Genomic DNA, 23,101 nt, shown 5'->3' on the forward strand with positions numbered 1-23,101 from the left:
TCGGTGCATCGGGTGACTCATCTCTGCTCGGTGGTGGGTGAGGCGATCGCGCCCACGGGCGCGGTCAGGCGGCGTAGACCTCGAACTGCGACAGTTGGCCGGCGGGCCAGCCGGTGTTGCCGGTGAACCGGACCCGGACGTGCCGGGTCGATGCGGCGGAGAAGGTCAGCGACACCCGGTTGCCGGTCGCCGGGTCGAAGACCCGACCGGCGGAGGCGACCAGGGTGCTCCAGGTCGCGCCGTCCGTGCTGCCCTGCACCGAGAGCGTCTGGGTCCGGGTCTGCCAGGCCGGTGACGGCGGCAGCCGGAGCAGCACCCGCCCGATCGCGGTGGCCGCACCGAGGTCGACCTGCACCCACTGGGGGAAGGCGTGGTTGGCGCTCTCCCAGTAGCTGTCGGGGTTGCCGTCGACGATGTGCCCGCTGACGTAGCTCTGGATGTGGCTGCTCGCCGTCGTCGGTCGGCCGGCGGCCAGGTCGCCGCTGGGCGGCGGCCCGCCTCCGGGCATCGGAGGGGTGGGCCGCACCGCCGTGAGGGCGAGCTGGCCCTTGAGCATCCGGCCGCCGTCGGCGGTGATCCGCAGGTAGTAGTCGGCGGAGCAGGAGGTGCCGTCCTCGTCGAGGGCCCGGATGCCGACCCCGGCCGGCGTGCTCGCCTGGGTCTCGCTGGTCTTGGCGATCTGGTTGCCCTCGTTGTACTCGTCGAACATCGACACGTAGAGGCCCTGCGCACCGAGCCGGATCATGTTGTAGAGGTGCCGCCAGTAGAAGTCGCCGTGCCGGCGGTGTCCGGAGGAGAGGTCGCCCGGCATTACGCAGGGCTGGTAGTCGATGCCGTGCGCGGCGCAGTCGGCCAGGTCGGGGCCGTTGACGTTGGCATGGAACCAGTCCAGCCCGTCGAGGGTGCCGGTGCGTCCGACCATCCACGGCGAGAGCATGTGGAACGCGTGGTAGACCTCGGCGAAGCCGGGCCGGGAGTCGTTGATGCCCTGCCGCCAGTAGGTGGGCACCCCGCCGATCACGTAGCAGCCCTGTGCCTTGAACCACTGCACCACGTCCAGGCAGGGCGCCGGGGCGAACGGGCGGCCGGGGTCGTCGAAGCCGAAACCCCAGATGCAGACGACCGGCTTGCCGTTCTGCCGGGCGTACGCCGCCGACGCGGTGTGCGCCGACATCTTGGTCGTCCAGTCCTGTTTGATCTGCGACTGCATCGACGTCCAGCTGGTGACGTCGTACATGATGTAGAACTTGCGTCCGTACCGTTCGGCCGCGCCGCGGACCTTCACCGCCATCGCGTCGCGGGTCGGTCCCTCGTCGCCGAACGGGTTGAACCGCTGCAACGCCGCGGTGTCGCAGCCGTGCTCCTGCATCCAGCGGAAGTGGGTGTCCACCGTCTGCTGGTCGTAGGAGGAGAAGAGCGTCGCGGGCTGGCCGTTGCCGAGGTTCGGGTACGCGGTGGGGTAGCTGTGCGCGTACTCCCGCAGGTCCGGCCAGGACACGATGGTGGTGTTGCCCGGTGCGGGCGGCTGGAACCGGTCCCGGCTCCAGTGCCACCAGCCCCCGATCGGCGCGCCGTCGCCGGGGCAGCTGAACCAGCCCTGGTAGCCGACGGTGATCTTGCCGACCACGTCGCCGGGTGGGCTGGCCGCGTGCGCGGGACGGGCGGCGATGGGCAGCGCGTCGCCGACGGCGGCGAGCGCGGACCCCGCCGCGATGGACCCGATCAGTGTGCGACGGGTGAGCGCCATGCCGACCACTCCTTCGACGGTAGGAGGGAATCGACGGACATGATGCCAGCCGACGACACAGGCGCGCAACAGTCAGACCGACGAATGAAAGACTGCGGCAATCCGGCTGTAAAAATCGAATGATGGCGGGTCCGCTGTCCTGCCGCCCGTCGCCCACCGCCCTGGCGGGGCGGTGACCGGTCAGAGTGGACCGGTGCGCTCGTGGGTGTCCGCCGGCGGGCGTGGCGCGACGATCTGGTGTTGCAGCCGGTCGAGCCGGTCGAGCACGTCGAACATCATGATCCGGAGCGAGGCGGTGTCGGCGTCCCGGTCCGTGGTCATCCGGCCGAAGGCGGCCCCGTAGTAGAGCGCGGAGAGCACGGCGGGAGTGACCACCTCGGTGACTCCCGCGGCCCGCAGCGCCGCGCCGGCCGTGCCGTCGTCGGCGATCAAACCGAGCAGCAGGTGGCTGCCGGTGGTCGCGGGGGAGCCGTGCTCGCCGGCCTGGGCGGCGGCGACGGTCAGCGCGGTGTGGGCGTCGGGGCTCAACGTGGCGGCGCTCGCCCCGCCGGGCCCCCGCGCCGGGCGGGCTCTGCGTGGCGGGCGACCGATCGACGCGTCGATCGCGGCCTGGATCGAGGCGGCCGGGAAGCCGAGCAGCTCGACGGCGTTCAACACCAGGCTCTCGCCCTCGTCGAGGAACGCCTGGAGGATGTCGACCGGCTCGACGGTCGCCGATCCGCGTGCCGCGGCCACGTCGTACGCCTGGCGCAGGATGGCCGCGACATGGTGGTTGGGCGGCGGTGTCAACTCGACCGGCTCGGGTAGCGCGAGTTCGGCGACCGTGTCGTGCGCGGCCCGGTCGGCCCCGTCGAGCGCCTGGGTCAGTGCGGCCTGGCAGATCCGCGAGACCGGCAGTCTCGCCTCCCGCACCCGATCGGCGAGGGCATCGGGCAGATAGACGTTGATCTTCGGCACGGTTCGATCCTGTCACGACTCGTCGGTTGGGGCGCAGGTCACACGATCATGCGTCTTGATTGCCTGCAAATCCTAGGGGCATACTAGGGTTATGCCAACGCTGCTGACCGCCCGCCGCGCGGTCGACTACGGCCGCACGCGCAGCGCGCTCTGTCCCAGCCGCTGACCCGGCCACAGGTCGCCACCGGCTGCGCGCCGCGCAGTCGACGCCACCGGCCATCGCCCCCACAGCGGCCTCCCGGCGGTCGGTAACCCGGGCCCTCCAGCGCTTCCATCCACCCGCGCCGGTCGCCCGTCACCACACCCATCGCTGGACTCCGCGTTCCCGCCCGAGGAACGCGGATCACCCCTGCGCGCCATCCGTGGTGCGCGAGCCGGCACAACGACTACGACAAGGTTGCGCTGCCATGACCCAGCACGATCCTGCCCGCTCGGCACTGCGACACGCGCCGTTCGGCGCCGACGAACTCGCCGCTGCCCGGACCGACCTCACCACCGGAATCAACCGGGTCTTCGCCGCCTCGGCGATGTCCGCCAGCGGGCACGGGAACATCAGCGTCCGGCTGCCCGGACACGACAACCTGCTTGCGATCAACGCCGGTGAGCTGCTGCGTCCCTGGCCCGCCGACGACCTGCGCGTCGGAGTGCCGGCGCTGCGTACCGTCAACGACGAGGTCGTCGTGGTCGACCTCGACGGGGAGGTGCGCTTCGGCACGCCGACCCCGTCGGTGGCCGCCATCCTCAAGATGCATGTCGGCGTCTACCAGACCCGCCCGGATGTCAACGCCGTCATCCACACCCACTCTCCGTACGCCACCAGCTACGCCCTCGCCTCGGTGAGCCTCCCCGCCCGCTACGAGGCGCTGCTGGTGCACGGCCAGGCCGTGGACATCCCGGTCGCGCCGTGGGCGCCGCGCGGCACGGCCGAGGCGGTCCGCGCCATCGCCGAGACCTACCAGGCGCACCCCCGGACGTACGGCATCCTGCTCGGCAACCACGGCCTGCTCGTCGCCGGGGACAACGCGGCGCACGCCGCGAGCCTGGTGGTGGCGATCGAGGAGGCGGCCGTGTCGAGCGTCGCTGCCCTCCCGCTGGGCGGCCCGGTGCCGTTCCCGGAGCACGTCAAGGACCTCGACCTGCGCCTGCGCTTCTGACCCGGCGGCCCGCCGCCGACCAACCCCTTTCCGATGACCCGAGAATCGAGATCAGTCATGTTGCGTACCGCCCGGACCATCCGGCACGTACCCGCCACACCCGCCCTCCGGCGCGGCCTGGCCGGCCTCCTCGCCGCCACGCTGCTCACCACCACCCTCGCCGCCTGCAACAGCACGGACGACTCCGCCGACGCGGCCGGCACGGCCGACGGCCTGACCAAGGTCACGCTGGCCTCGTCGCCGCTCGGCCACCTGGCCCCGATCTACCTGGCCCAGGAGAACGGCATCTTCGCCAGGCACGGCCTTGCGGTCGAGGTGGACACCGAGACCTCCGACCTGACCTCCGTGCCATCGGTGCTGGCCGGCAAGGTGGACTTCGCCACCGGCGACCTGACCACGCTGATCGTGGCGCGCGCCCAGGGGCTGGACGTCAAGGCGGTGGTGCCGGCGTCCGCCTCGACGGGCAAGGCCGGCGAGGACTACGGGGCGCTCGTGGTGGCCGGCGACTCCGGAATCACCAGCCCGAAGCAACTCGAAGGCAAGACCGTCGCGGTCAACATCCTCACCAACATCGCCGCGGCCGCCGCCCGCGAGGCGGTCCGCACCGCCGGTGGCAACTCCGACTCGGTGAAGCTCGTCGAGATCCCCTTCCCGCAGGTGCCGGCCGCGATCAGCGAGGGCCGGGTGGACGGCGCCTGGGTGGTGGAGCCGTTCCTGTCGGCGGCGAAGGCGCAGGGCGCGGTGCCGATCGGCTGGGGCTTCACCGATCTGGCCGAGGACCTCACAGTCTCCGCCTGGTACACCTCCGGCGCCTTCATCGGGCAGAAGCCGGAGGTCGTCACCGCCTTCCGGGCCGCGATCCGGGAGGCGTACGCCTACGCCCGCGAGCACGAGGACGAGGTCCGGGCGAAGATCCCGACGTTCACGCAGATCACCCCGGAGGTGGCCAGCAAGATCACCATCACCGGTTGGCGGGACGAGGTGAGCCGGCAGGCCGCCGAGAAACTGGCCGGATACGCGCAGCGCGACGGCCTGATCAGCACGACGCCGAACCTCGACGAGCTGATCCTGCCGTGACCACCCGCAGCCGCCGGCCAGCCCCCGCCCGGGGACTGGCCGGCGGCCCGACCGTGAGCCGGCGCGTGCTCGGTGTCGTCGGGCTGTTGATCACGGCGGCGGCGTACGAGGCGGTGACCCGGGCGTTCTTCTCGCCGCTGCACGTACCACCGCTGTCGGCCATCGCACCGGAGGCGCTCCGACTGCTCACCGAGGGCCGGTTCTGGACCGCGACGGGCCGCACCCTGCTGGCCGCGTCGGCCGGCCTGGTGATCGCGGTGGCGGCGGGAATCGTGGTCGGTTTCGCCATCGGCTCCGTCCCGTGGCTGCTGCGGGTGACCTCGTCCACCCTGGACTTCCTGCGCCCGGTCCCGTCGATCGTGCTGATCCCGGTGCTGGTCCTGGTGCTGGACGTCGGGCAGATCACCATCCTGCTCGTCGCCGTCTCCTGCTTCTGGATCGTGCTGTTCCAGGTGCTGTACGGCCTGCGCGACGTCGACCAGGTGGCCGTGGACACCGCCCGCAGCATCCGGCTCGGCCCGCTGGCCCGGGTCGTCCACGTCACCTGGCCGACCGTGCTGCCGTACCTCGGGACGGCGCTGCGGCTGATCGTCTCGGTGGCGCTCGCGCTCGCCATCACCGGCGGCCTGGTGATGGGCGCCGCCGGCCTCGGCGAACTGATCTGGAGCAGCCAGGAGTCCGGCGAGTCCACCGGCATGTACGCGCTGGTGCTGCTGACCGGCGGGGTGGGGATCGCGCTCGACCTGGCCGCCCGGCTGGCCGAGCGGCGGCTGCTGCACTGGCACGTGGCGACCCGGCGGGAGGTGGCCGGATGAGGGAGGGGCGACGCACAGCGATCGTCGGCGGACTGGCCCGGGGTGCCTGCGCCGCCGGTCTCGCCCTGGGGCTGCCGGTGGCGCTGTTCTTCCTCTGGTGGGTGGTCAGCGCGGAGAGCACCAACATCTTCCTGCCGCCGCTGCGCCGCATCGTCGAGGCGTTCGGCCAGGTGTGGCTCTCCGACATCTTCTTCCGGGACGTGGTGCCCAGCCTGCGGCGGCTCGCCCTCGGGTACGCGGCGGCGCTGGTGGTCGGGGTCGGCGTCGGCTACGTGATCGGCCGCTGGTCGGTGGTGCGCGCCCTGACCAGCCCGATCCTCGCCTACTTCCGGGTCCTCCCGGCCCCGGTGATGATCCCGGTGCTGCTGGTCGCGGTCGGCATCGGCGACGCCACGAAGCTGATCGTCATCGCGCTCGGCGCGATCTGGCCCATCCTGCTCAACACCGTCGACGGGGTGCGCGGGGTGGACGACGTCCAACTGGAGACGGCCGCGGCGTTCCGGCTGCCGAGCCGGACCCGGCACGGCCTGATCCTGCGCGCGGCCACGCCGCAGATCTTCGCCGGCGCCCGCCAGGCGCTGGGCATCTCGCTCATCGTCATGGTGGTCAGCGAGATGCTGATGAGCACCGACGGACTGGGCTTCACGGTGATCCGGTTCCAGCGGACCTTCGCCATCCCGCAGATGTGGAGCGGCGTGCTGCTGCTCGGCGTGCTCGGCTTCGGCCTGGCGAAACTCTTCGAGCTGGTCGAGCGGCGCGCCCTGAGGTGGCATCGAGGAGCCACCGGACGAGAGGAATCATGGTGACGGACGACACCGACCTGCTGCGGATCGTCGAGTTGGGCAAGTCCTACCGGTCCCGGGAACGCAACGTGGACGCCTTGGCCGGGATCACCCTGTCGGTCCGCGACGGCGAGTTCGTCGCCGTCGTCGGCCCCTCCGGCTGCGGCAAGACCACCCTGCTCAAGATCGTGGCCGGGCTGCTGCCCGCCTCGACCGGAGAGGTGTTCCTGGCCGGGCGGCCGGTGACCGAGCCACCGGCCGACCTCGGCGTGGTCTTCCAGGAGTACGGCCGCAGCCTCTTCGCCTGGAAGACCGTGCGGCAGAACGTCGAGCTGCCGTTGCGGCACCGTGGGCTCGGCCGCGCGCAACGCCGGGAACTGGTCGCGGAGGCGCTCGACGCCGTCGGCCTGGCGCAGGCGGCGCAGGCGTACCCGTGGCAGCTCTCCGGCGGCATGCAGCAGCGGGTCGCCATCGCCCGGGCCATCGCGTACCGGCCCCGGCTGCTGCTCATGGACGAGCCGTTCTCCGCGGTCGACGCCCAGACCCGGGGCGACCTGGAGGACCTGCTGGCCACCCTCTGGCGGCGGTACGCGATGACCGTCCTCTTCGTCACCCACGACATCGACGAGGCGGTCTACCTCGGCCAGCGGGTCGTCGTCCTCGGGGCCGCGCCGAGCGGGATCGTCGCCCAGTTCCCGATCGACCTGCCGGCGGTACGCGACCAGATCGGCACCCGCTCCGCGGCCCGCTTCGGCGAGCTGCGCGCCCAGGTCTACGCGCAGGTCCGCCGCACACCCGAACCCACATCCCCGCAACCGCACGAGGTGACAACCCGATGAGCGAGCATTCCCACGACACCGCGCCGCGCTGGCAGGACACCGGCGGCGGGGAAGGCCCGCTCTGGTCCTTCCACGTCGGCGACGTCGAGGTCTTCCCCATCCGCGAGGTCGACTACTTCCCGGTCCCGACGGACTTCTTCCCGCAGCTGGATACCGAGTCCTGGACCGAGGACGCGTTCTACACGGCCGAACCGTTCACCCGCGACGGCCGGATCGTGCTCAACCAGGAGGCCCACCTGCTCCGGACGAAGGACCGGCTGATCCTGGTCGACGCCGGTGGGGGCAACGGCAAGCCCCGCAACGGCGGGGTGTTCGACCGCGCCGACCGGCCCTTCCTGGAGCAGTTCGCGCGGGCCGGTGTCTCCGTCGACGACATCGACACGGTGGTCTTCACCCACCTGCACGTCGACCATGTCGGCTTCGCCACCAGCTCCGACGGCGCCGGTGGCTGGGTGCCGACCTTCCCCAACGCCCGGTACCTGGTGGTCCGGGAGGAGTTCGACTGGTGGACCGGCCCCGAGGGAGCGGTGGCGCTGCGGCGTACCGGGGACTACATCGCGGACAGCATCCTGCCGCTGCGCGAGGCCGGCGTGCTCGACCTGGTCCCGGCCGACCACGTGCTGGCACCGGAGATCCACCTCGTGCCGGCGTTCGGGCACACCCCCGGCAACGTCTACCTGGTGGTCGAGTCCGCCGGCCGGCGGGCCCTCTTCGCCGGGGACATGCTGCACCACGGTGTGCAACTGGAACGGCCGGAGTGGAGCATCCGGTACTGCGTGGTGCCGGGTGATTCGGCCGACCAGCGCCGCCGCCTGCTGGAGCGGGCCGCCGACTCCGGCGACCTGCTGGTGCCGGCCCACTTCCCGTTCCCCGCCGCCGGGTACGTGCACCGGGCCGAACGCGGCTTCACGTACACCTTCATCGAGGTCTGATGCGGTCGCTGTACATCGCGGACTTCCACACCCACTACGCCTGTCCGGACTACCCGGCCCGGCCGCCGCAGAACACGGCGCCCGAGCTGGCGGAGCGCTGGCGCGGGCTGGCCCGCCGGATCGCCGACCTGGACGGCCTGCTCGCCGAGGCCGGCCGGCGCGGCATCGACCTGCGGGTGCTCAGCGCGCCGCCGGCCCTGGTGACCCCGCACGGGGAACGCACCCGCCCGGCCGACCTGCGGCGGCTCAACGACCACCTCGCCGGGGCGGTGGCGAGCGCGCCGGACCGGATCCGGGGCCTGGCCACGATCGACGCCTTCGCCGGTGACCCGGCCGCGGAGGAGGCGGTACGGGCCGTCCGCGAGCTGGGGTTGTCCGGGCTGGTCGTCGACTGCGCCACGGACGGGCACCTGCTCAGCGCGAAGGCCGCCCGGCCCACGCTGACCGTCGCGGCCGAACTCGGCGTGCCGGTCTTCGCGCATCCGATCAGCCCCACGGCGATGACCACCGCCTTCGCCGGCCTCGGGCGGTTCGGCACCTCGCTGGCCCGCGGCACGATCAACGCCGCCGCCCTGCTGTCGCTGCTCTCCGACGGCGTCCTGGCCGAGCTGCCCGGCCTGCACGTCGTGTTCCCGATGCTCGGGGTCGCCGGCCTCTCGCTGGCCGCCGCGACCGACGAGGGGGAGCTGATCACGGCATCGGCACCCGCGACGCGGCGCGCCCACGTCTACCTCGACACGATGGGTTTCGCGCCGGCCGCGATCAGGTTCGCCACCGACCTGCTCGGTGCCGACCACGTGCTGGTCGGCGGGGACTGGCCGATCGGCCTGCGGGAGACCAGCCGCGAGCGGGTCGAGGCGTCACTGGCCCGCGCCGGGTTGGACGAGGCGCAGAGCCGCCTGGTCGCCGGCGGCAACGCGCTGCGGCTGCTCGGCGCCTTGGCGGCGGCTGGCGGGTGAGACCCGCGACCGCTCACCGGCGGGGCCATCGCCGAGTTCATCGGTCGATCGGCTCCGCCGGCCGCCGGTTCGCGAAGTCCAACCGGCTGCGGTGCGTGCCGGCGCGCAGCTCGTCGTCGGTCATCACCAGGTAGACCAGCGGGCAGTCCTGCGGGCCGGTCACGTCCAGCTGGCACAGGGTGCACGGCTCCTCGGGGCGGAGCGGGCACCTCGCATCCGGTCTACGGCCGTTCATGAACCCAGCATCTCCGCTGCCCTGCCCCACCGACCAGGTCCTTCGGCCCTACCCGGGTCGACTCAGCCGGCCGGCCGCCAGCCGAGCGCCGGGCCGAGCCGGGTCGCCATGTCGGTGAGGATCTGCGTGTAGTCGGCCGGTGCGAAGGTGAAGGGCAGCGCGAACGCGACCTCGGTGACCTCCCGGAACGCGGCGTGGGCGTGCAGCCGCTCGGCGATCAGCTCGGCCGGGCCGACCAGGTCGGGAGCGAACATCATCCGGGCCGGTCCCTGCGGCGACAGCGTCCTGGGGGTGCGTTGGCGGGCGTACTGCTCGTACCGTTCGCGCTGCTCGGCGGTGGCCGTGTCGGTGGGGATGACGACGAGCCCCTGGGAGACCCGGGCCCGGTCGCCGTCCGGATGGTGGGCGCGGAACGTCCGGATGTGGGAAAGCTGGATCTCGGCGAAGTCGACGCCCTCCTCGGCCTTCACCACGCTGCTGGTCAGCAGGTTCATGCCCTGCTCGCCGGCCCAGCGGGCCGAGCCGAGGCTACCCGCGCCGTACCACATCCGGGCGCCGAGCCCGGGGGAGTGCGGCTGGACCCGGCGGGAGAAGACCTCGAAGCCCTCGACGCCGTCGAAGTCGCTGGCCGGCTCGCCCCGGACGAGGTCGAGCAGCCGTCGTACCCGGGCATAGCTGAAGTCCTCCGCGTCGGCGGTGTCCGGATACAACGCCTCGCGGACCCGGTCGTAGTGCAGCGGCGGGCCCACGCTGACGCCGGGGTTGAGCCGCCCGCCGGCGAGGAGGTCGACCGTGGCCAGGTCCTCGGCCAGCCGCAGCGGGTTCTCCCAGCCGAGCGGGATGACCGCGGTGCCGAGTTCGATGCGGGACGTCCGCTGCGACGCCGCCGCCAGGACGGCGACCGGCGAGGAGATGCCGTACTGGAGGTGGCGGTGGCGTACCCAGGCGCTGTCGAAGCCGAGCTGTTCGCCCAGTTCGATGAGCTGAAGGGTCGACTCGTGGCCGGCGCCGGGGTCGGCCTCGTCGAACAGTCCGATGGTGAGGAAGCCGAGCTTGCGCAGCGGCGCCGGGGTTCTGGGCACGGGTGCCTCCGTCGCGGATCCGGGGATGGCGCGATCGCCACCATAACCGACTTGTCAGATGGGAATTGCCGGTGGTCCGGAAAGGGTGCGGGCCCGCACCGTCACCGCTGCGGGCCCGCACCACGAGGGTGGGTCAGTTCGGTTGCGCGGCCCAGAGCAGGGCCCGGCCCAGCTGGGGCTGGAGCCCCTTCGGGTGCAGCCGGAACGTCGGGTTGGTGCCGAACAGCACCACCCCGTTGCCGGCGGGGCCCACGCTGCGGACCACGCTGGCCTGACCGGCGGCGGCGGACCGCCCGTTCGTCCCGGTGGTCACCCACCAGCCGGCGAGCAGCGGATCCGTCGCGTACGCCTGGTCCACGGTGACACCAGCACCGAGGTTGGTGAACCAGACCGGCTGGCTGATGAAGGCGTGCCGGCTGGCACCGGCGGTGACCGGACCGCCCCGGTTGGCCACGTTCGCCACCCCGCTGGCCAGCGAGGGCCCGGCGGTGGCGGTGACGCTCAGCAGTGCGGCGGCGTTGCCGAAGCTCGCCCCGGCGGTGCCGAGCCCGACCACACCACCGCCCCGGGCCAGGAACGTGTCCAGCGCCGCCCGGTTCGCCGCCGTCAGGTTCGCCACGTTGAGGTTGCCGGCGACCAGCAGCACGTCGACCTCGTCGGTCAGCGTGTCGGCCAGCGTCGCGGCGGTGACGGCCCGCGCCGGAAAGCCGAGCGCGGCCAGGGTGTCGCGGGCCTCGACGGTGCCGAGGTAGCCGACGACGACCTCCGCCAACCGGGTTCCCTGCCAGCGGGCCGGAGCGCGCTCGAAGGTGACGCCGTGGGTGCGGACCGCATCCTGGAGCAGCTTGCGGCTGCCCGGGGCGGCCGGCACCACCACCGAACCGTCGGCCAGCCGGTGGACCCGCAGCCCCTTGCGGATCAGCGAGTTCACTACCAGCAGGTCGGCGGCGTCCTGGATGTCCAGCCGTACGTCCGGGTTGCCCAACGGCAGGCTGCCCCGGGCCACCCCGTCGTGGACCCGGCTCAGCGCCACCTTCGGCAGCTTCTTGTCCCAGAGCGTGTCGACGGTGGCGCCCCAGGTCAGCCCCTGGCTCCAGGCGGCCGGGCCGGCGTAGAGGTCGTCGACCCGTTCGGTCAGGTCGATGCCCGGTTCGAGCAGCGAGTTGACCAGGCCCCGCTTGGGCTGGTGCAGGTCGACCACGTACGAACCGGCGGGGTAGCTCTTACCGGCGGCCCGGAAGGCGTGCCTGGCCTGCCACACCCGGCCGCCGCTGCTGATCAACAGGTCCACCAGCCGTGCGGCGGCCGGCTCGGAACGCTGCCCGGCGCCGGTCGGGATGACGTACGCGCGGGGGAAGACGGTGTTGTAGTTGTCCTCCGGGCCCCACCCCGGCACGTAGTCGTCGGGGATGTCGCGCAGCGGCTCCCCGGCCCACCCGCGCCGGTACACTTCGGCCTGGTCGAACAGCACCTGGGCGCGGTGGTCCTCGATGTACCGCAGCGACGTCTTGATCGCCACCTCGTGCACGTCGGTGTTGATGCCGGAGCGGCGCACCCGTTCCTGCGGGGTGAGGTTCGTGCCGCGCGGGTTGAGCGGTGCCTCGATGGTGTACGGGATGCTGCTCTGCAACAGCGCGAAGGACGGCACGTAGATCGGCGGGAAGTCGTCCCAGACCCCGGGCTCGTCGTCCCGGAACGGGATCCGGGCCCGCTGCGTCTCGGGGTGGCCGAGGGCACGCAGGTTCTCCTCGATGCCCAGCGCGTTCGGCAGGGCGTGCTTGATGAACAGGTCGTACTCGTTGTTGACGTTGTGCGGCGGGGTGCTCGGGTGCAGCAGCGTCGGGCTGACGTAGCCGTGCAGGTCGAGCGTGATGATCGGCTTGCTGTCGATGACCAGTTCGCGGATCAGGTTCGTCTCGGGCTGCGAGACGATGGTGAGATCCCGGTTGAGGTCGTAGCCGTTGGCGTTGGCGCGGGTGCCGGCGACCCGGCCGTCCGGGTTGGACGTGATGTTGAAGACCAGCCGATTGCGCTTGAGCAGGCTGGCCACCCCGGGGTCGGTGCTGGTGGCGTACTCCTCGATGACCCGCAGCGCCGCGTCGGTGCCCTCCCACTCGTTGCCGTGGATGTTGGCGTTGACGAACAGCGGCGTCTTGTACCCGGCCAGCAGCTTCCGGTCGGTGCGCGCCCGGACCGGGTCGTCCTCGATGAGGCGTTTCCATTCCTCCTGCTGGCGGGCCTCCGTGCGGGTCTCCGGGGCGGTGACGGTGACCGCGTACAGGTCGTAGCCGCCGCTGGACTTTCCGGCCACCCGGGCGGAGACCCGGTTGCTCGTGGCCTGCAACGCGTTCAGCTTCGGGGCGATCTCGTCGTAGGGGATGACGCCGATGGCAATGGAGGCGTCGGCGGGGTTGTCCGGCCAGGTCGGCAGCACGTTCTGCCGGGGGTATCCGGCGGTCTGGTTCAGGCTGGGCGCGGACGGTGGCACGGCCGGCAACGCCGAGGCGTTCGCCGGCGCGGCCCAGGCCGTCGTGCCGAGCAGGGTGAGGGCGAGCCCGGCGGTGGCCAGGCGTACGGACATTCTGTGCACGATGGACAGCACTCCTGTCGGGTGGAGCGGGTGCCGTGTACGGGCGCAGCGATAGGGCCGGAGACCTACGGCAGGTGGGGAGCGCCCGCGTCGGGCGGAAGGAAACCCGGCGTCAGCGGCAGGGTCGACAGGCGGCGCTGGCGACGCGCAGGAGGTCGATGTGACCCCGCTTGGTGAGATAGGCGCTTCGCACGAAGAAGATCCTGTCCGGGATCACATCGGAGTGTCAACAGTCCGGATTGGCGGGAATCTCACAGCCGCACGGCGGCCGGGCCGTGCGCCGGCGCCGGAAGGCGACAAGTCTAAAATTATTGACACCATGTCCGCTCCGCTTTACCTTAGTCATGTCAAAGTTTTTGTACATGGAGGTGGGGCGTGTCGTCCGAGGAAAAACGTTCGTGGATCTACGTCGTGGTCGGCGTCGGCGTCGCCGCGATCTACTTCGTCACCGTCCTGTCGAAGGTGCCGGGCGCGGACGTGGCGCGGATCGCCTACGTGCGGCCGATGCTCATCGCCATCGGCGCCGGGATCGGCCTGGGCATCGTGGCCAACATCGCCGCCGCCGTCGCCGCGCCGAAGGAGGCCGGCCGGACCGACGAGCGCGACCGGCAGATCCACCGGCTGGGGGAGTACGTCGGGTTCTACGTGATGAGCGTCGCCGCGATCGTCCCGCTCGCCCTGGCCATGGCGCAGGCCGCCCACTTCTGGATCGCCAACACGCTGTACCTGGCGTTCGTCCTGGCCGCGGTCGCCTCGTCGGTCGCGAAGATCGTCCTGTACCGCCGGGGTTTCTAGCCATGGTCAAACCCACGAAGGTCACGAACTCGATCCGAGCCCTGCGGTTCGCGAACGGTGAGATGACGCAGGCGGCGCTTGCCGACCGCGTCGGGGTGACCCGGCAGACCATCATCGCCATCGAGCAGGGGCGCTACTCGCCGTCGCTGGAGGTGGCCTTCCAGATAGCCCGCGTCTTCGACGTGCCGCTCGACGGCGTCTTCCAGTACCCCGACTCCGGGGACTGACCCCCCACGAGCACAACCCGGCCCGCACGGAGATCGCCTCGTGGGCCGGGCCCGTCACGCCCGGAACCCACGCCCGGAACCCCGAAATCAAGGAGGAAGCCGTGTCTGCCCCTCAACGCCTCGCCCGCATCGCGGGACTGCTCTACCTCGCCGTCGGCATCGGCGGCGCCTTCGCCGAGATCGTGCGCGCCATGGTGTACCAGGCCGGCGACGCCGCCGCGACCGCGCAGAACGTCGCGACCCATGCCGGCCTCGTTCGGGCCAGCGTCGTGGCCGACCTCGTCACCACCGTGACCGGGTTGTCGACGGCCATGGCCCTGTACCTGCTGTTCAAACACGTGCACGCCAACGCCGCCCGGGTGATGGTGGCCTTCCTGGCGGTCGCCGCCGCCATGATGGCCCTCAACCTGACGCATCAGTTCCAGGCGCTTCAGGTGAGCGATGCCGCCTACACGGGAGCCTTCGGCGCGCCGGGATCCGACGCGCTGGTGCTGCTCATGCTGGACCTGCACCACCACGGGTACCTGATGACGCAGATCTTCTTCGGCCTGTGGCTGCTGCCGATGGGCTACCTCGTCTACCGGTCGGGCATGATCCCGCGCGTGATCGGCGTGCTGCTCGTGGTGGGCTGTTTCGGCTACCTCGTCGACACCTTCGCCCGGTTCACCGCCCCCGACCTGGGCGCGGCGCTGAGCCCCTACGTCGTCGCCCCGGCCGCCATCGCGGAGGTGTCGATGATCCTCTGGTTGCTCGTGAAGGGCGTCAAGACTCCCACCGCCTGACCACCGTGCGGTGTGGCGCACTGCCAGCGGGGTACGTCGATCCATGACGACAGCGGTGGCGTCTGGCGCACCGGCCGACCGGCCGTGCTGCCGCCGCTGCGGGAGGAGCGAACGATGTCGATGCGCAGGTGGCTCGCTGGTGTGGGCCTGATGGTGATGGCCGTCCCGACCGGGGCGTGCACGGGCGCCTCCGTCCCGGGCGGCGTGACCGCGTCTCCGGGCGACCCGGGTACGCCCACCTCCGGGGTGCAGACCTCCACCGCCGCCACCCCGTCGGCGACGGCCACCGCGACGGCGACCGGTGCGCCGCCGGTGCTGTCGGGCACCCGCCAGGTCACCATGACCCGGGTGGACGCCGTCGAGTCGGGCCTGTCGGTGAACGACGACGGACGGCTGGTCGAGGCCGACGACGACAGCGGCCGGCAACTGTTCGTCCCGACCCCGGTGGACGCCGACATCTTCCTGATCAAGGCGTACCGTGGCGGTGGCGGCGGGCCCGGCACGGGTGAGCCGGTCTGCTGGCAGGTGCACAACCCGGGCGACGCGCGACCGCTGGTCGTGCAGTCGGCCGCCTGCGCGGAGGACGAGCCACGCCAACGGTTCACCATCACCGCGGCCGACGGCGCCACCGAGGGCTACCTGATCAGCAACAACTCGGCGTTCCTGCGGCACTCCCGCCAGTCCGGCCTGATCCTGGAGGAGTTGGGCGACGCCGCGCCGACGAGCAGCTTCCGGTTCAACGACAACGGTCCGGCGCCGGACCGGACCTGACCGGCCCGGGTGACCCGGCCCGGTCAGGTGGACCGGGTCGGCACCCGGCCGGTGAATCGTTCGGCAGGGCCCGACGCCGAAGCCGGCGCCGCCGTTCGCCCCGAGGGCCTGGCGGGCCTTCGTCGCCCAGCTCGCCGGGCGCGCCTGACCCGGACACCGACGGGCCGAGCCGCGCCCGCGCCGCCGGCAGTGCCGCGGCGCGGTCAGTGATCGTGCCCGTCCAGGCCGGCCCAGGAGCGCAGTAGCCACCCGCCGATGGAGTCGACCGGGCCGGAGCCGGGACCGTCGACGATGCGTTGGACGATCTCGTCGCGACTGAACCAGCGAGCCTCCAGCAACTCCGTGCCGTCCACCGCGATCGTCTCGTCGACGGCCTGGGCGACGAAACCGACCATGAGGCCGGCCGGGAAGGGCCAGCCCTGTGAGCTGCGGTAGCTGACCGCGCCGATGGTGACACCGGCCTCCTCGGCGACCTCGCGGCGGACGGTGCCCTCCAGGCTCTCGCCGATCTCCACGAACCCGGCCAGCAGGGAGAAGCCGTCCGCTCCGGCCCCGTGATGGCGGGCGAGCAGGCAGTGTGGCTCCGGGCGGGGGCTTTCCACCAGCACGATCACGGCCGGCTCGATGCTGGGAAAGAGTTGCCGACCGCAGTGCGAGCCGCCGCACAAGCGCTGGTGACCGGCGTGGGCGCTGACGGTCGGCGCGCCGCACGACCCGCAGTACCGGCTGTGCCGGTTCCAGTAGAGCAGCCCGCGCGCGTACGCCAGGGTCGCGGCGAGCGGGCCGGGCAGCGTGGCGGCCAGGCTGCGCAGGTCGGCGCTGCCGTTCGCCGCGCCGAGTCGCAGCGCGTCCGCCTCGTCGGTGTCGCTCAGGTCGGCGGCGAAGGTCGCCGTCGTGCCGTCCAGGCCCAGCAGGGCGGTCTGGCCGGCGGCGGCGACCACGTCGCGGCCGGCGCGACCGGAGCGCAGGGCCGGCTGGCCGGTGGCGGTCAGCAGCGGGCGGTCGCGCCACATCGGCAGGACCAGGATGTCGTCGCGGCGGAGTTGCTCGGCGACCCACTCCGGGTCGGTGCGCAGGCTCGCCGCCCGGTCGTGGGGTGTCCTGGTGTACGCGAGACCCTCGAACGCCATGCCCTGATCGTGCCCCACGACCTCCCGGTGTGCCTTCCCGTGGCCGCCGGAGCTTGACAACGCGCCGCGCCGACACCAACCTGTCCTATAGTCCTACTGCCGTAGGACAACAGGAGAGGGTCGACCGGGAGAGGAATCGTCACGGTGATCGAGTTCGTGCTGGACGGCCGGTCCAAGGTGAACACGTACGTGCAGCTCGTGCAGCAGGTCAAACAGGCGCTACGGGTGGGTCTGCTGGCGCCCGGAGACCAGTTGCCGAAGGTCCGCGACGTCGCGCAGTCACTCGCGATCAACCCGAACACGGTGCTCAAGGCGTACCGCGAGCTGGAGCTCGAAGGGTTGGTGGAGGGACGGCCCGGGGTGGGCACCTTCGTCACCGCGACCCTCGCCCGCGGCACCCTGGCCGATCAGGCCGAACTGCGCGCCGAGCTGGTGGACTGGGTGCGCCGGGCACAGGCCGTCGGGCTGACGACCGAGGACATCACCGCCCTGGTGGCGACCACGATGCGGGCCACCTTTCCCGCCGCGTTACAGAAGGAATCCGCGTGAGAGGAAGCGGCATGGAGTTGGTGTTGGAGGCCGACGCGCTCGGCAAGAGATACGGCGGCAGTTGGGCGCTGCGCGACTGCTCGCTACAGCTGCCGGCGGGCCGGGTCGCCGCCCTCGTCGGGCCGAACGGGGCCGGCAAGAGCACGCTGCTGCATCTCGCGGTCGGCCTGCTGCCGCCCGACGCCGGGGCGGTCCGGGTCTTCGACCAGGTGCCGTACGGCAACACGGCGCTGCTGGCCGAGATCGGGTTCGTCGCGCAGGACACCCCGCTGTACCGGGATTTCACGGCGGAGGAACTGGTCACCGTGGGTGGCAAGCTGAACCGACGCTGGGACGCGGACCTCGCCCGGGGCCGGCTGGCCCAGCTCGGCATCCCGCCGGGCAAGCCGGTCGGCACGCTCTCCGGCGGTCAGCGTGCCCAGGTCGCGCTCGCCCTCGCGTTGGCCAAGCGGCCTCGGCTGTTGCTGCTCGACGAGCCGGTGGCCAGCCTGGATCCGCTGGCCCGGCGCGAGTTCATGCAGTCGCTGATGGGCAGCGTCGCCGAGTCCGGCACCACGGTGCTGCTCTCCTCGCACATCCTCGGCGACCTTGAGCGCGTCTGCGACTACCTGATCGTGCTGCACTCCGCCGACGTGAAGCTCGCCGGCCCGGTCGAGGAGCTGCTGGACGGGCATCGGCAGCTGCTGGGCCCGCGCCGGGCCGACGACCGCCCGATCGCCGGAGTGGCGGCGGTGGTGCGGGCCAGCCACACCGACCGGCAGTCCACCCTGCTGGTACGCGCCGACGGCGACCCGATCGACCCGTCGTGGACGGTCCGCGACGTCGCCCTGGAAGACCTCATCCTCGCCTACCTCACCGACGGCGGGACGGCGCGGGCCAGCCACGAGGAGTGGGGGGTCCGGGCATGATGTGGTTGACCTGGCGGCAGCACCGCAGGCAGGCCCTGTTTACCCTGATCGGGCTCGTCGTGCTCGCAGGCGTGATGGTCCCGACCGGCCTGGCCATCCGCCGCACCTTCGCCGACCTCGGACTGACCGACTGCGCCGGGCAGAGCAGCCAGACGCTTGACTGCGTCCGGGCGTTCAACGACTTCAACAACCGGTACGACACCCTGCTGCTGACCGGCATCCTGTTCCTGGTGCTGCCGTTGCTGGTCGGGCTCTTCTGGGGTGCGCCGCTGGTCGCCCGCGAGGTCGAGCAGGGCACCCACCGGTTCGTCTGGACCCAGGGCGTCAGCCGGACGCGCTGGGCGCTGGTCAAGTTCGGGCTCGTCGGTGCCGTCACGCTCGCTGCGGCGGTCGGCTACGGGCTGGGCATGGCCTGGTGGCTGGGGCCACTGGTGGCCGGCGGCGGTCGGAGCCGGTTCGACGTGCTCTTCTTCGACATGCAGGGCGTGGCGCCGATCGGCTACACGCTCTTCGCGGTCGCGCTGGGCGTCTTCGCCGGCACGGTCTGGCCCCGGATGCTGCCCGCGATGGCAGTCACCCTCGTCGGATTCGCCGCCGTACGGGTCGGGCTGACCTCGCTGGCCCGGCCGCACTACCTGCCGGCCCACGAGCACACCTACCCGCTCGTCTCCGCCGCGGGACCCGACGAGGGCGCGTTGCCCGGTGTCTGGACCCTCGCCGACGGCGTCCGGGACGCCAACGGCACGATGGTGGCGTCCGGCGCTCGGGTCATGTGCCCACCGGACAGCACGGGACCTAACGGCGGGCCGTGCGGCGCGGAGTTCGGCGACGGGGCCTACAACTGGACGCTCTACCAGCCCGCCGACCGGTACTGGCTGTTCCAGGGGATCGAGACCGGCATCTTCGTCGCGCTCGCCGTGCTCCTGCTCTGGCTCGCGATCCGGCGGGTTCGCCAGATCGCCTGATCACGGCCCGGTGCCGCCGGGCGGGTTGGCCACCCGGCGCCGGCGGGTGCCTGGCACCGTGGACGGTGCGGTGCCAGGCACCCGGATCCGGTCGGCCCGGTCAGCTCGCCGTGCAGGTCAGCGCGGGCGTGCTGTTCGCGCCGGTGAACGAGCCGAGGAAGCCGAATGTGGTGCTGGCGCGTGCGGCGAGCGCGCCGTTGTAGGAGACGTTGCGGGCGGTGACCGTCGATCCCTGGCTGGTGACGGTCGCGTTCCAGACCTGGGTGACGGCCTGGCCGTTGGCGAAGGTCCAGGTCACGGTCCAGTTGCTGATCGCCGACGCGCCCGCGGTGACCCGTACCTCGCCCTGGAAGCCGCCGGTCCACTGGCTGGTCACCGCGTACGTCGCGGTGCAGCCGCCGCCACCCGGCGGCGGGGTGCTGGGTGGCGGCGTGCCGGGTGGGGGAGTGGTCGGCGGGGGCGTGGTGGTGGGTCCGCCCCAGCCGGCGGTCGAGTCCAGCCAGGCCGCGCGGCGCAGCATCCAGTCCCGCAGGTACTGGACCTGCCCCTGCCAGGTCGGCGCCGTCGGGGTGTAGAAGAAGCCGATCATCGGCGCGGTCAGGTTCGGCCAGCGCTGGAAGTTGCGCTGCGCGCCGTTGGCCAGCGGGGCGGTGAGGGTGTTGAGCCGGCTCTGGAGGGACGCGTCGGAGAGCAGCCCCCGGCGCAGCGCCTGCCAGCGCAGCCGGACCTGGTTGACGAAGGCCGGATCCCGCATCAACTGGGTGTACCAGTCGTTCGCCAGCGGCTGCCGTACCTGTTGGTACTGCCAGCCGGCGGTCTGGTCGTTGGCGAAGAAGCCGCCCACCCCGAAGGTGAGGTCGTAGTCCCAGAGCGGCCCGGCGAAGATCTTGGTGTCCCGGTCCTTGTAGAAGTACGCGCTACGGACGTAGGAGTCCATCTCCCGGCTCAGCTCGTTGATGATGAGCTGGTCGATGAAGGAGTCCACGTCGATGTACGCCCGGTAGCCGGTGACCGGGTCGGCGAAGTTGGCGGCCCGCAGGACGTTGTGGAACTGCTGGATGTGGTTGCGCAGCCAGTCCCGCTGTTCCGGCTGCAACGGCGACGGGTCGGCGACCTCCAGGTAGTTCCAGCAGCTGGCCGCCGGTCCGGTGCACGGCAGGGTCGGCTCCTCGGCGGCCATCCACTCGAACTTCCAGATATAGCCGCCGGTGATTCTCGGCAGGGTCCGGTCGTCGGCACGGAGCTGTTTGAGGTCGAGGCGGTTCTTCGAGTTCTTGATCGTCTCGACGATCATGTAGACGCCCATGTAGTCGTCGGACCCGACCGGGCCGGCATCGGTGTTGAGGTAGAACTCCGCGAACCGGTACCGGGGGGCCGGTAGCCCCATCTCCCGCCCGAGGTCGTAGACGAGGGCCTCCCGGACCAACGCCTTGTCGGTGAACGGCCCGCGCAGCACCCAGTCGGAGTCGGCGGGCATGCCCAGCACCGGGTAGTCGGCGTCGTCGTCCTCGTTGTCCCAGAACTCGATCCGGTACGGGGTCTTGTCGAAGGTGGCCGACGACTGACCGCGTAGCCGGAACCCGGCCCGGGTGGCCACGGCGGGGGCGGCGGCCAGCGAGGTGGTCCCACCACCGGGCTCGAAGATCATGGTGGCGGCGGTGAAGTACTCCCGGCCCGGCCGGCCCGCGCCGTACGAGTCGATCAGGATCACCGGCAGGTCGTGGGCGGTGGCGGTGTTGCGGGCGACGTACATGGCGGTGCCGGGTGCTCCGGACGCGCTCTGCCCGACGAAGGGCTGGGCCCGCAACTGGGTGGTCCGGGTGAGGCGCAACGGGGCGCCGGGGTAGAGCGGCGACTGCGCGGTGGGCAGCCGTCCGTCGGTGGTGTAGCGGATCTGCGCGCCGCTGACGCTGGTGCTCAGCGACACCGTCACCTCCCCCTGGAACGTGCCGCTGGGCACGGAGAAGGTGATGTCTCCGACCAGGTCGTCGGCGGCGGCTGCCGCCACGACGGCGTCGGCCGTCGACGTGTCGGCGGCGGTGCCGGTGTCGGCGGCGCGGTCGACGGGCGGGCCGGTGCCGGCGATCGGTTCGGCGCCGGCCGGCGACGAGGGCGGCACGAGGAGCCCGGCGACCAGCACCGCGGCAGCCACGGCCGCCGTGGTACGCAGGGCCGCCGCCGCGATGCCGGTGCTGCGGAGGGTCAGACGCACGATGCCTCCTGTTCGGTTCGGTGGGCGGTGGTCGGTGCCGGAGCCACCCACGGTGCGGTGCCGTGGAAGTGGCGGCGCAGCGTCCGCCGCCATGGCGAGTCCGGCAGTTCCGGACGGAGGGCGGCCAGACCGGTGGCGTACTTGGAGATGCGGACGGGTCTCATCCCCCGGTGCCACAACATCCGGTCGGCCGGTGAGGCGGCGGCGCTGGTCTTGGTCTCGACCACGGCAAGGTCGGGTAGCCGCAGCGCGGTCCCGCCGTCCTGCCAGGTGAGCCCGGTGTCGACGGTGACCCGGCTGGCGGTGGCCGGCAGCAGCAGCGTGACCCGCCGGTAGCTGGTGACCAGCACCGGATCGAGGGTGCTGCCGGCGGTCGGGCTGATCGCCTCGGACCGCAGCGCCTCGTCGACGAAGTCGCGGCCGGGGCGCACGGTGGTGCGGTACTGCGGGTGGTACGGCAGCCGGTGCTTGGTGATGCTGCCCCGCGCCCCGCTGATCTTGACCTCCAGCCAGCACTGTGCGGAGTCGAGGTAGCTGCGGGTGCGTACCTTGAAGCGCCGACGCCGCCGGTACGCCGCGCAGTGGTAGCTGGCCAGCCAGGGCGTGTCGAAGTACACCGACTCGTACCGGAAGGCGCGCTCGCCGTCGATCTCCAACACCCGGGCGTCCGGGGCGAGCTGGCCCAGCAGGTACGGCAGCTGGTCGAGCGGGACGACGTACTTGCGGTCGACCCTGCGCTGTAGCGCGGCGAGGTCGATGAGTTCGCCGAGCCCGACGGGGGTCATCTCCGCCAACGCCGAGGCGATCGGCAGGGTGCTCATCGGGGTGCTCCCGCCGTGGCCGGCGCGCTGGCTGACGCCGCGCGGGTGCGGCCCTTGACCGAGTACCGGACGTCGACCACGGTGGTCTCGTTGACCAGGTCGAGCCGCTGCACGGTGGCGACGTGCAGCCGGGCGCCGAGCAGTTGTTCCAGCTGGGCGACGAGCGCGACCTGATCGGTGACGGCCGAGTCGAGCACCAGGATCTGGTGCCGGTAGTGGCGGAGCAGCCGGGGATGGTCGCCGACGAACATCACCACGACGATGAGCCCCATCAGCCCGGCGCTGAGCCAGACCGAGGTGGTGCTCAACGCGCCGAGAATGCCCAGGGCCAGGGCGGAGAAGTAGTACGCGACCTCGTGCTGGTCGAGTTCGGTCGAGCGCAGGCGGATGATGGAGAGCACGCCGAACAGCGCCAGTCCCAGCCCGAGCCCCGCGCCCACGTTGCTGGCGCTCAGCGCGCTCGCCACGGCGAGGACGCCGACGTTGACCCCCAGGTACGCGACGACCAGGTCGCGGCGGCGGTGTCGTGGGAAGTAGAGCCCGAACACGAGCAGCGCCACCGCGCAGATGTCGATCGCGAACAGGACGAGCTGCGACATCTCTGACGTCCTCCGGAACTTCCGGTAAACTTGCGGGAACAATTTCGAGAAGAGTAGGCACAGGAATCCAGATCGGTCAATGCCGTAGTCCGGGCGAGGGGGGTGCCCGCGGCGGTGATCCGCATGTGCCGATCTTCGTTTCCGGTGGACGGGCTGCGAGGTGTCCCGCCAGG

Annotated in this window: 24 protein-coding genes; 14 read left to right on the forward strand and 10 right to left on the reverse strand. The window is 71.9% G+C overall.

Going from position 1 to position 23,101, the window contains the following annotated elements; translation table 11 throughout:
• Positions 1-64: 64 nt before the first annotated feature.
• Positions 65-1,747 (reverse strand): galactose-binding domain-containing protein, encoded by a 1,683-nt coding sequence (locus tag ACQPYA_RS15305; protein WP_433533264.1) that lies wholly within the window; start codon positions 1,745-1,747, stop codon positions 65-67.
• 180 nt (positions 1,748-1,927) lie between these two features.
• Positions 1,928-2,704: a Clp protease N-terminal domain-containing protein gene (locus ACQPYA_RS15310; protein ID WP_433533265.1), complete on the reverse strand. Its 777-nt coding sequence runs from the start codon at positions 2,702-2,704 to the stop codon at positions 1,928-1,930.
• A gap of 407 nt (positions 2,705-3,111) precedes the next feature.
• On the opposite strand from ACQPYA_RS15310, the gene ACQPYA_RS15315 reads away from it, so the two are divergent.
• The 7 genes from ACQPYA_RS15315 to ACQPYA_RS15345 are packed head-to-tail and all read left to right on the forward strand — an operon-like array spanning position 3,112 to position 9,262.
• The gene (locus ACQPYA_RS15315) at positions 3,112-3,858 is read left to right on the forward strand and encodes a class II aldolase/adducin family protein (RefSeq protein ID WP_433533266.1); all 747 of its coding nucleotides are present in this window, start codon (positions 3,112-3,114) and stop codon (positions 3,856-3,858) included.
• A gap of 57 nt (positions 3,859-3,915) precedes the next feature.
• On the forward strand, positions 3,916-4,935 hold the full coding sequence (locus ACQPYA_RS15320; RefSeq protein WP_433533267.1) for an ABC transporter substrate-binding protein: 1,020 nt from the start codon (positions 3,916-3,918) through the stop codon (positions 4,933-4,935).
• A complete protein-coding gene (locus ACQPYA_RS15325; protein ID WP_433533268.1) occupies positions 4,932-5,750 on the forward strand; it encodes an ABC transporter permease in 819 nt (272 codons plus the stop codon). The genes ACQPYA_RS15320 and ACQPYA_RS15325 overlap by 4 nt, the downstream gene beginning before the upstream one ends.
• Entirely contained in the window at positions 5,747-6,556 is an 810-nt protein-coding gene (locus tag ACQPYA_RS15330) for an ABC transporter permease (protein ID WP_433533269.1), read from the forward strand. The genes ACQPYA_RS15325 and ACQPYA_RS15330 overlap by 4 nt, the downstream gene beginning before the upstream one ends.
• Positions 6,550-7,371, forward strand: coding sequence for an ABC transporter ATP-binding protein (locus tag ACQPYA_RS15335; RefSeq protein ID WP_433533270.1), 822 nt, complete (start codon positions 6,550-6,552; stop codon positions 7,369-7,371). The genes ACQPYA_RS15330 and ACQPYA_RS15335 overlap by 7 nt, the downstream gene beginning before the upstream one ends.
• Positions 7,368-8,303, forward strand: coding sequence for an MBL fold metallo-hydrolase (locus ACQPYA_RS15340; protein ID WP_433533271.1), 936 nt, complete (start codon positions 7,368-7,370; stop codon positions 8,301-8,303). Before ACQPYA_RS15335 ends, ACQPYA_RS15340 begins: the two co-directional genes overlap by 4 nt.
• A complete protein-coding gene (locus ACQPYA_RS15345; RefSeq protein ID WP_433533272.1) occupies positions 8,303-9,262 on the forward strand; it encodes an amidohydrolase family protein in 960 nt (319 codons plus the stop codon). The genes ACQPYA_RS15340 and ACQPYA_RS15345 overlap by 1 nt, the downstream gene beginning before the upstream one ends.
• A gap of 37 nt (positions 9,263-9,299) precedes the next feature.
• Here ACQPYA_RS15345 and ACQPYA_RS15350 read toward each other — a convergent pair whose 3' ends face one another.
• From ACQPYA_RS15350 to ACQPYA_RS15365, 4 genes are all read right to left on the reverse strand, one after another.
• Positions 9,300-9,497, reverse strand: a complete 198-nt coding sequence (locus ACQPYA_RS15350; RefSeq protein WP_433533273.1) for a DUF6767 domain-containing protein — start codon at positions 9,495-9,497, stop codon at positions 9,300-9,302.
• Positions 9,498-9,559: 62 nt separating this feature from the next.
• A complete protein-coding gene (locus tag ACQPYA_RS15355; protein ID WP_433533274.1) occupies positions 9,560-10,579 on the reverse strand; it encodes an LLM class flavin-dependent oxidoreductase in 1,020 nt (339 codons plus the stop codon).
• A gap of 133 nt (positions 10,580-10,712) precedes the next feature.
• Complete coding sequence (locus tag ACQPYA_RS15360) at positions 10,713-13,160, reverse strand: M14 family zinc carboxypeptidase (protein ID WP_433533275.1); 2,448 nt, start codon at positions 13,158-13,160, stop codon at positions 10,713-10,715.
• A gap of 121 nt (positions 13,161-13,281) precedes the next feature.
• The gene (locus ACQPYA_RS15365; protein WP_433533276.1) at positions 13,282-13,386 is read right to left on the reverse strand and encodes a putative leader peptide; all 105 of its coding nucleotides are present in this window, start codon (positions 13,384-13,386) and stop codon (positions 13,282-13,284) included.
• Between the two features lie 158 nt (positions 13,387-13,544).
• Between ACQPYA_RS15365 and ACQPYA_RS15370 the strand changes: the two genes are divergently transcribed.
• The 4 genes from ACQPYA_RS15370 to ACQPYA_RS15385 all read left to right on the forward strand — a co-directional run bounded on the left by ACQPYA_RS15370 (position 13,545) and on the right by ACQPYA_RS15385 (position 15,744).
• Positions 13,545-13,964 (forward strand): hypothetical protein, encoded by a 420-nt coding sequence (locus tag ACQPYA_RS15370; protein WP_433533277.1) that lies wholly within the window; start codon positions 13,545-13,547, stop codon positions 13,962-13,964.
• 2 nt (positions 13,965-13,966) lie between these two features.
• A complete protein-coding gene (locus ACQPYA_RS15375) occupies positions 13,967-14,191 on the forward strand; it encodes a helix-turn-helix transcriptional regulator (RefSeq protein ID WP_433533278.1) in 225 nt (74 codons plus the stop codon).
• Between the two features lie 101 nt (positions 14,192-14,292).
• On the forward strand, positions 14,293-14,973 hold the full coding sequence (locus ACQPYA_RS15380; protein ID WP_433533279.1) for a DUF4386 domain-containing protein: 681 nt from the start codon (positions 14,293-14,295) through the stop codon (positions 14,971-14,973).
• 114 nt (positions 14,974-15,087) lie between these two features.
• Complete coding sequence (locus ACQPYA_RS15385; RefSeq protein WP_433533280.1) at positions 15,088-15,744, forward strand: hypothetical protein; 657 nt, start codon at positions 15,088-15,090, stop codon at positions 15,742-15,744.
• Positions 15,745-15,947: 203 nt separating this feature from the next.
• On the opposite strand, the gene nudC is transcribed toward ACQPYA_RS15385, so the two are convergent.
• On the reverse strand, positions 15,948-16,874 hold the full coding sequence (gene nudC / locus ACQPYA_RS15390) for an NAD(+) diphosphatase (RefSeq protein WP_433533281.1): 927 nt from the start codon (positions 16,872-16,874) through the stop codon (positions 15,948-15,950).
• A 144-nt stretch (positions 16,875-17,018) separates the two neighbouring features.
• Here nudC and ACQPYA_RS15395 point away from each other — a divergent pair, with 144 nt between their 5' ends.
• Genes ACQPYA_RS15395 through ACQPYA_RS15405 form a run of 3 tightly spaced genes read left to right on the forward strand, consistent with a single transcriptional unit; the run spans position 17,019 to position 19,296 of the window.
• Positions 17,019-17,423, forward strand: coding sequence for a GntR family transcriptional regulator (locus ACQPYA_RS15395; protein ID WP_433533282.1), 405 nt, complete (start codon positions 17,019-17,021; stop codon positions 17,421-17,423).
• An 11-nt stretch (positions 17,424-17,434) separates the two neighbouring features.
• The gene (locus ACQPYA_RS15400) at positions 17,435-18,331 is read left to right on the forward strand and encodes an ABC transporter ATP-binding protein (RefSeq protein WP_433533283.1); all 897 of its coding nucleotides are present in this window, start codon (positions 17,435-17,437) and stop codon (positions 18,329-18,331) included.
• Positions 18,328-19,296, forward strand: coding sequence for an ABC transporter permease (locus ACQPYA_RS15405; protein WP_433533284.1), 969 nt, complete (start codon positions 18,328-18,330; stop codon positions 19,294-19,296). Before ACQPYA_RS15400 ends, ACQPYA_RS15405 begins: the two co-directional genes overlap by 4 nt.
• Positions 19,297-19,396: 100 nt before the next feature.
• On the opposite strand, the gene ACQPYA_RS15410 is transcribed toward ACQPYA_RS15405, so the two are convergent.
• The 3 genes from ACQPYA_RS15410 to ACQPYA_RS15420 are packed head-to-tail and all read right to left on the reverse strand — an operon-like array spanning position 19,397 to position 22,928.
• On the reverse strand, positions 19,397-21,508 hold the full coding sequence (locus ACQPYA_RS15410; RefSeq protein ID WP_433533285.1) for a CotH kinase family protein: 2,112 nt from the start codon (positions 21,506-21,508) through the stop codon (positions 19,397-19,399).
• Positions 21,499-22,329 (reverse strand): polyphosphate polymerase domain-containing protein, encoded by an 831-nt coding sequence (locus tag ACQPYA_RS15415; RefSeq protein ID WP_433533286.1) that lies wholly within the window; start codon positions 22,327-22,329, stop codon positions 21,499-21,501. The genes ACQPYA_RS15410 and ACQPYA_RS15415 overlap by 10 nt, the downstream gene beginning before the upstream one ends.
• Positions 22,326-22,928, reverse strand: coding sequence for a DUF4956 domain-containing protein (locus tag ACQPYA_RS15420; protein WP_433533287.1), 603 nt, complete (start codon positions 22,926-22,928; stop codon positions 22,326-22,328). The genes ACQPYA_RS15415 and ACQPYA_RS15420 overlap by 4 nt, the downstream gene beginning before the upstream one ends.
• Positions 22,929-23,101: the final 173 nt, after the last annotated feature.

Source organism: Micromonospora sp. CA-263727 (assembly GCF_050942455.1).
Lineage (GTDB): Bacteria > Actinomycetota > Actinomycetes > Mycobacteriales > Micromonosporaceae > Micromonospora.

What these genes read in the sequence shown, in the direction of transcription:
- ACQPYA_RS15305 (WP_433533264.1), bottom strand. Translation starts at nt 1,747, where the DNA reads ATGGCGCTCACCCGTCGCACACTGATCGGGTCCATCGCGGCGGGGTCC.
- ACQPYA_RS15315 (WP_433533266.1), top strand. Translation starts at nt 3,112, where the DNA reads ATGACCCAGCACGATCCTGCCCGCTCGGCACTGCGACACGCGCCGTTC.
- ACQPYA_RS15320 (WP_433533267.1), top strand. Translation starts at nt 3,916, where the DNA reads ATGTTGCGTACCGCCCGGACCATCCGGCACGTACCCGCCACACCCGCC.
- ACQPYA_RS15330 (WP_433533269.1), top strand. Translation starts at nt 5,747, where the DNA reads ATGAGGGAGGGGCGACGCACAGCGATCGTCGGCGGACTGGCCCGGGGT.
- ACQPYA_RS15335 (WP_433533270.1), top strand. Translation starts at nt 6,550, where the DNA reads ATGGTGACGGACGACACCGACCTGCTGCGGATCGTCGAGTTGGGCAAG.
- ACQPYA_RS15340 (WP_433533271.1), top strand. Translation starts at nt 7,368, where the DNA reads ATGAGCGAGCATTCCCACGACACCGCGCCGCGCTGGCAGGACACCGGC.
- ACQPYA_RS15345 (WP_433533272.1), top strand. Translation starts at nt 8,303, where the DNA reads ATGCGGTCGCTGTACATCGCGGACTTCCACACCCACTACGCCTGTCCG.
- ACQPYA_RS15350 (WP_433533273.1), bottom strand. Translation starts at nt 9,497, where the DNA reads ATGAACGGCCGTAGACCGGATGCGAGGTGCCCGCTCCGCCCCGAGGAG.
- ACQPYA_RS15360 (WP_433533275.1), bottom strand. Translation starts at nt 13,160, where the DNA reads ATGTCCGTACGCCTGGCCACCGCCGGGCTCGCCCTCACCCTGCTCGGC.
- ACQPYA_RS15375 (WP_433533278.1), top strand. Translation starts at nt 13,967, where the DNA reads ATGGTCAAACCCACGAAGGTCACGAACTCGATCCGAGCCCTGCGGTTC.
- ACQPYA_RS15385 (WP_433533280.1), top strand. Translation starts at nt 15,088, where the DNA reads ATGTCGATGCGCAGGTGGCTCGCTGGTGTGGGCCTGATGGTGATGGCC.
- nudC (WP_433533281.1), bottom strand. Translation starts at nt 16,874, where the DNA reads ATGGCGTTCGAGGGTCTCGCGTACACCAGGACACCCCACGACCGGGCG.
- ACQPYA_RS15400 (WP_433533283.1), top strand. Translation starts at nt 17,435, where the DNA reads ATGGAGTTGGTGTTGGAGGCCGACGCGCTCGGCAAGAGATACGGCGGC.
- ACQPYA_RS15405 (WP_433533284.1), top strand. Translation starts at nt 18,328, where the DNA reads ATGATGTGGTTGACCTGGCGGCAGCACCGCAGGCAGGCCCTGTTTACC.
- ACQPYA_RS15415 (WP_433533286.1), bottom strand. Translation starts at nt 22,329, where the DNA reads ATGAGCACCCTGCCGATCGCCTCGGCGTTGGCGGAGATGACCCCCGTC.
- ACQPYA_RS15420 (WP_433533287.1), bottom strand. Translation starts at nt 22,928, where the DNA reads ATGTCGCAGCTCGTCCTGTTCGCGATCGACATCTGCGCGGTGGCGCTG.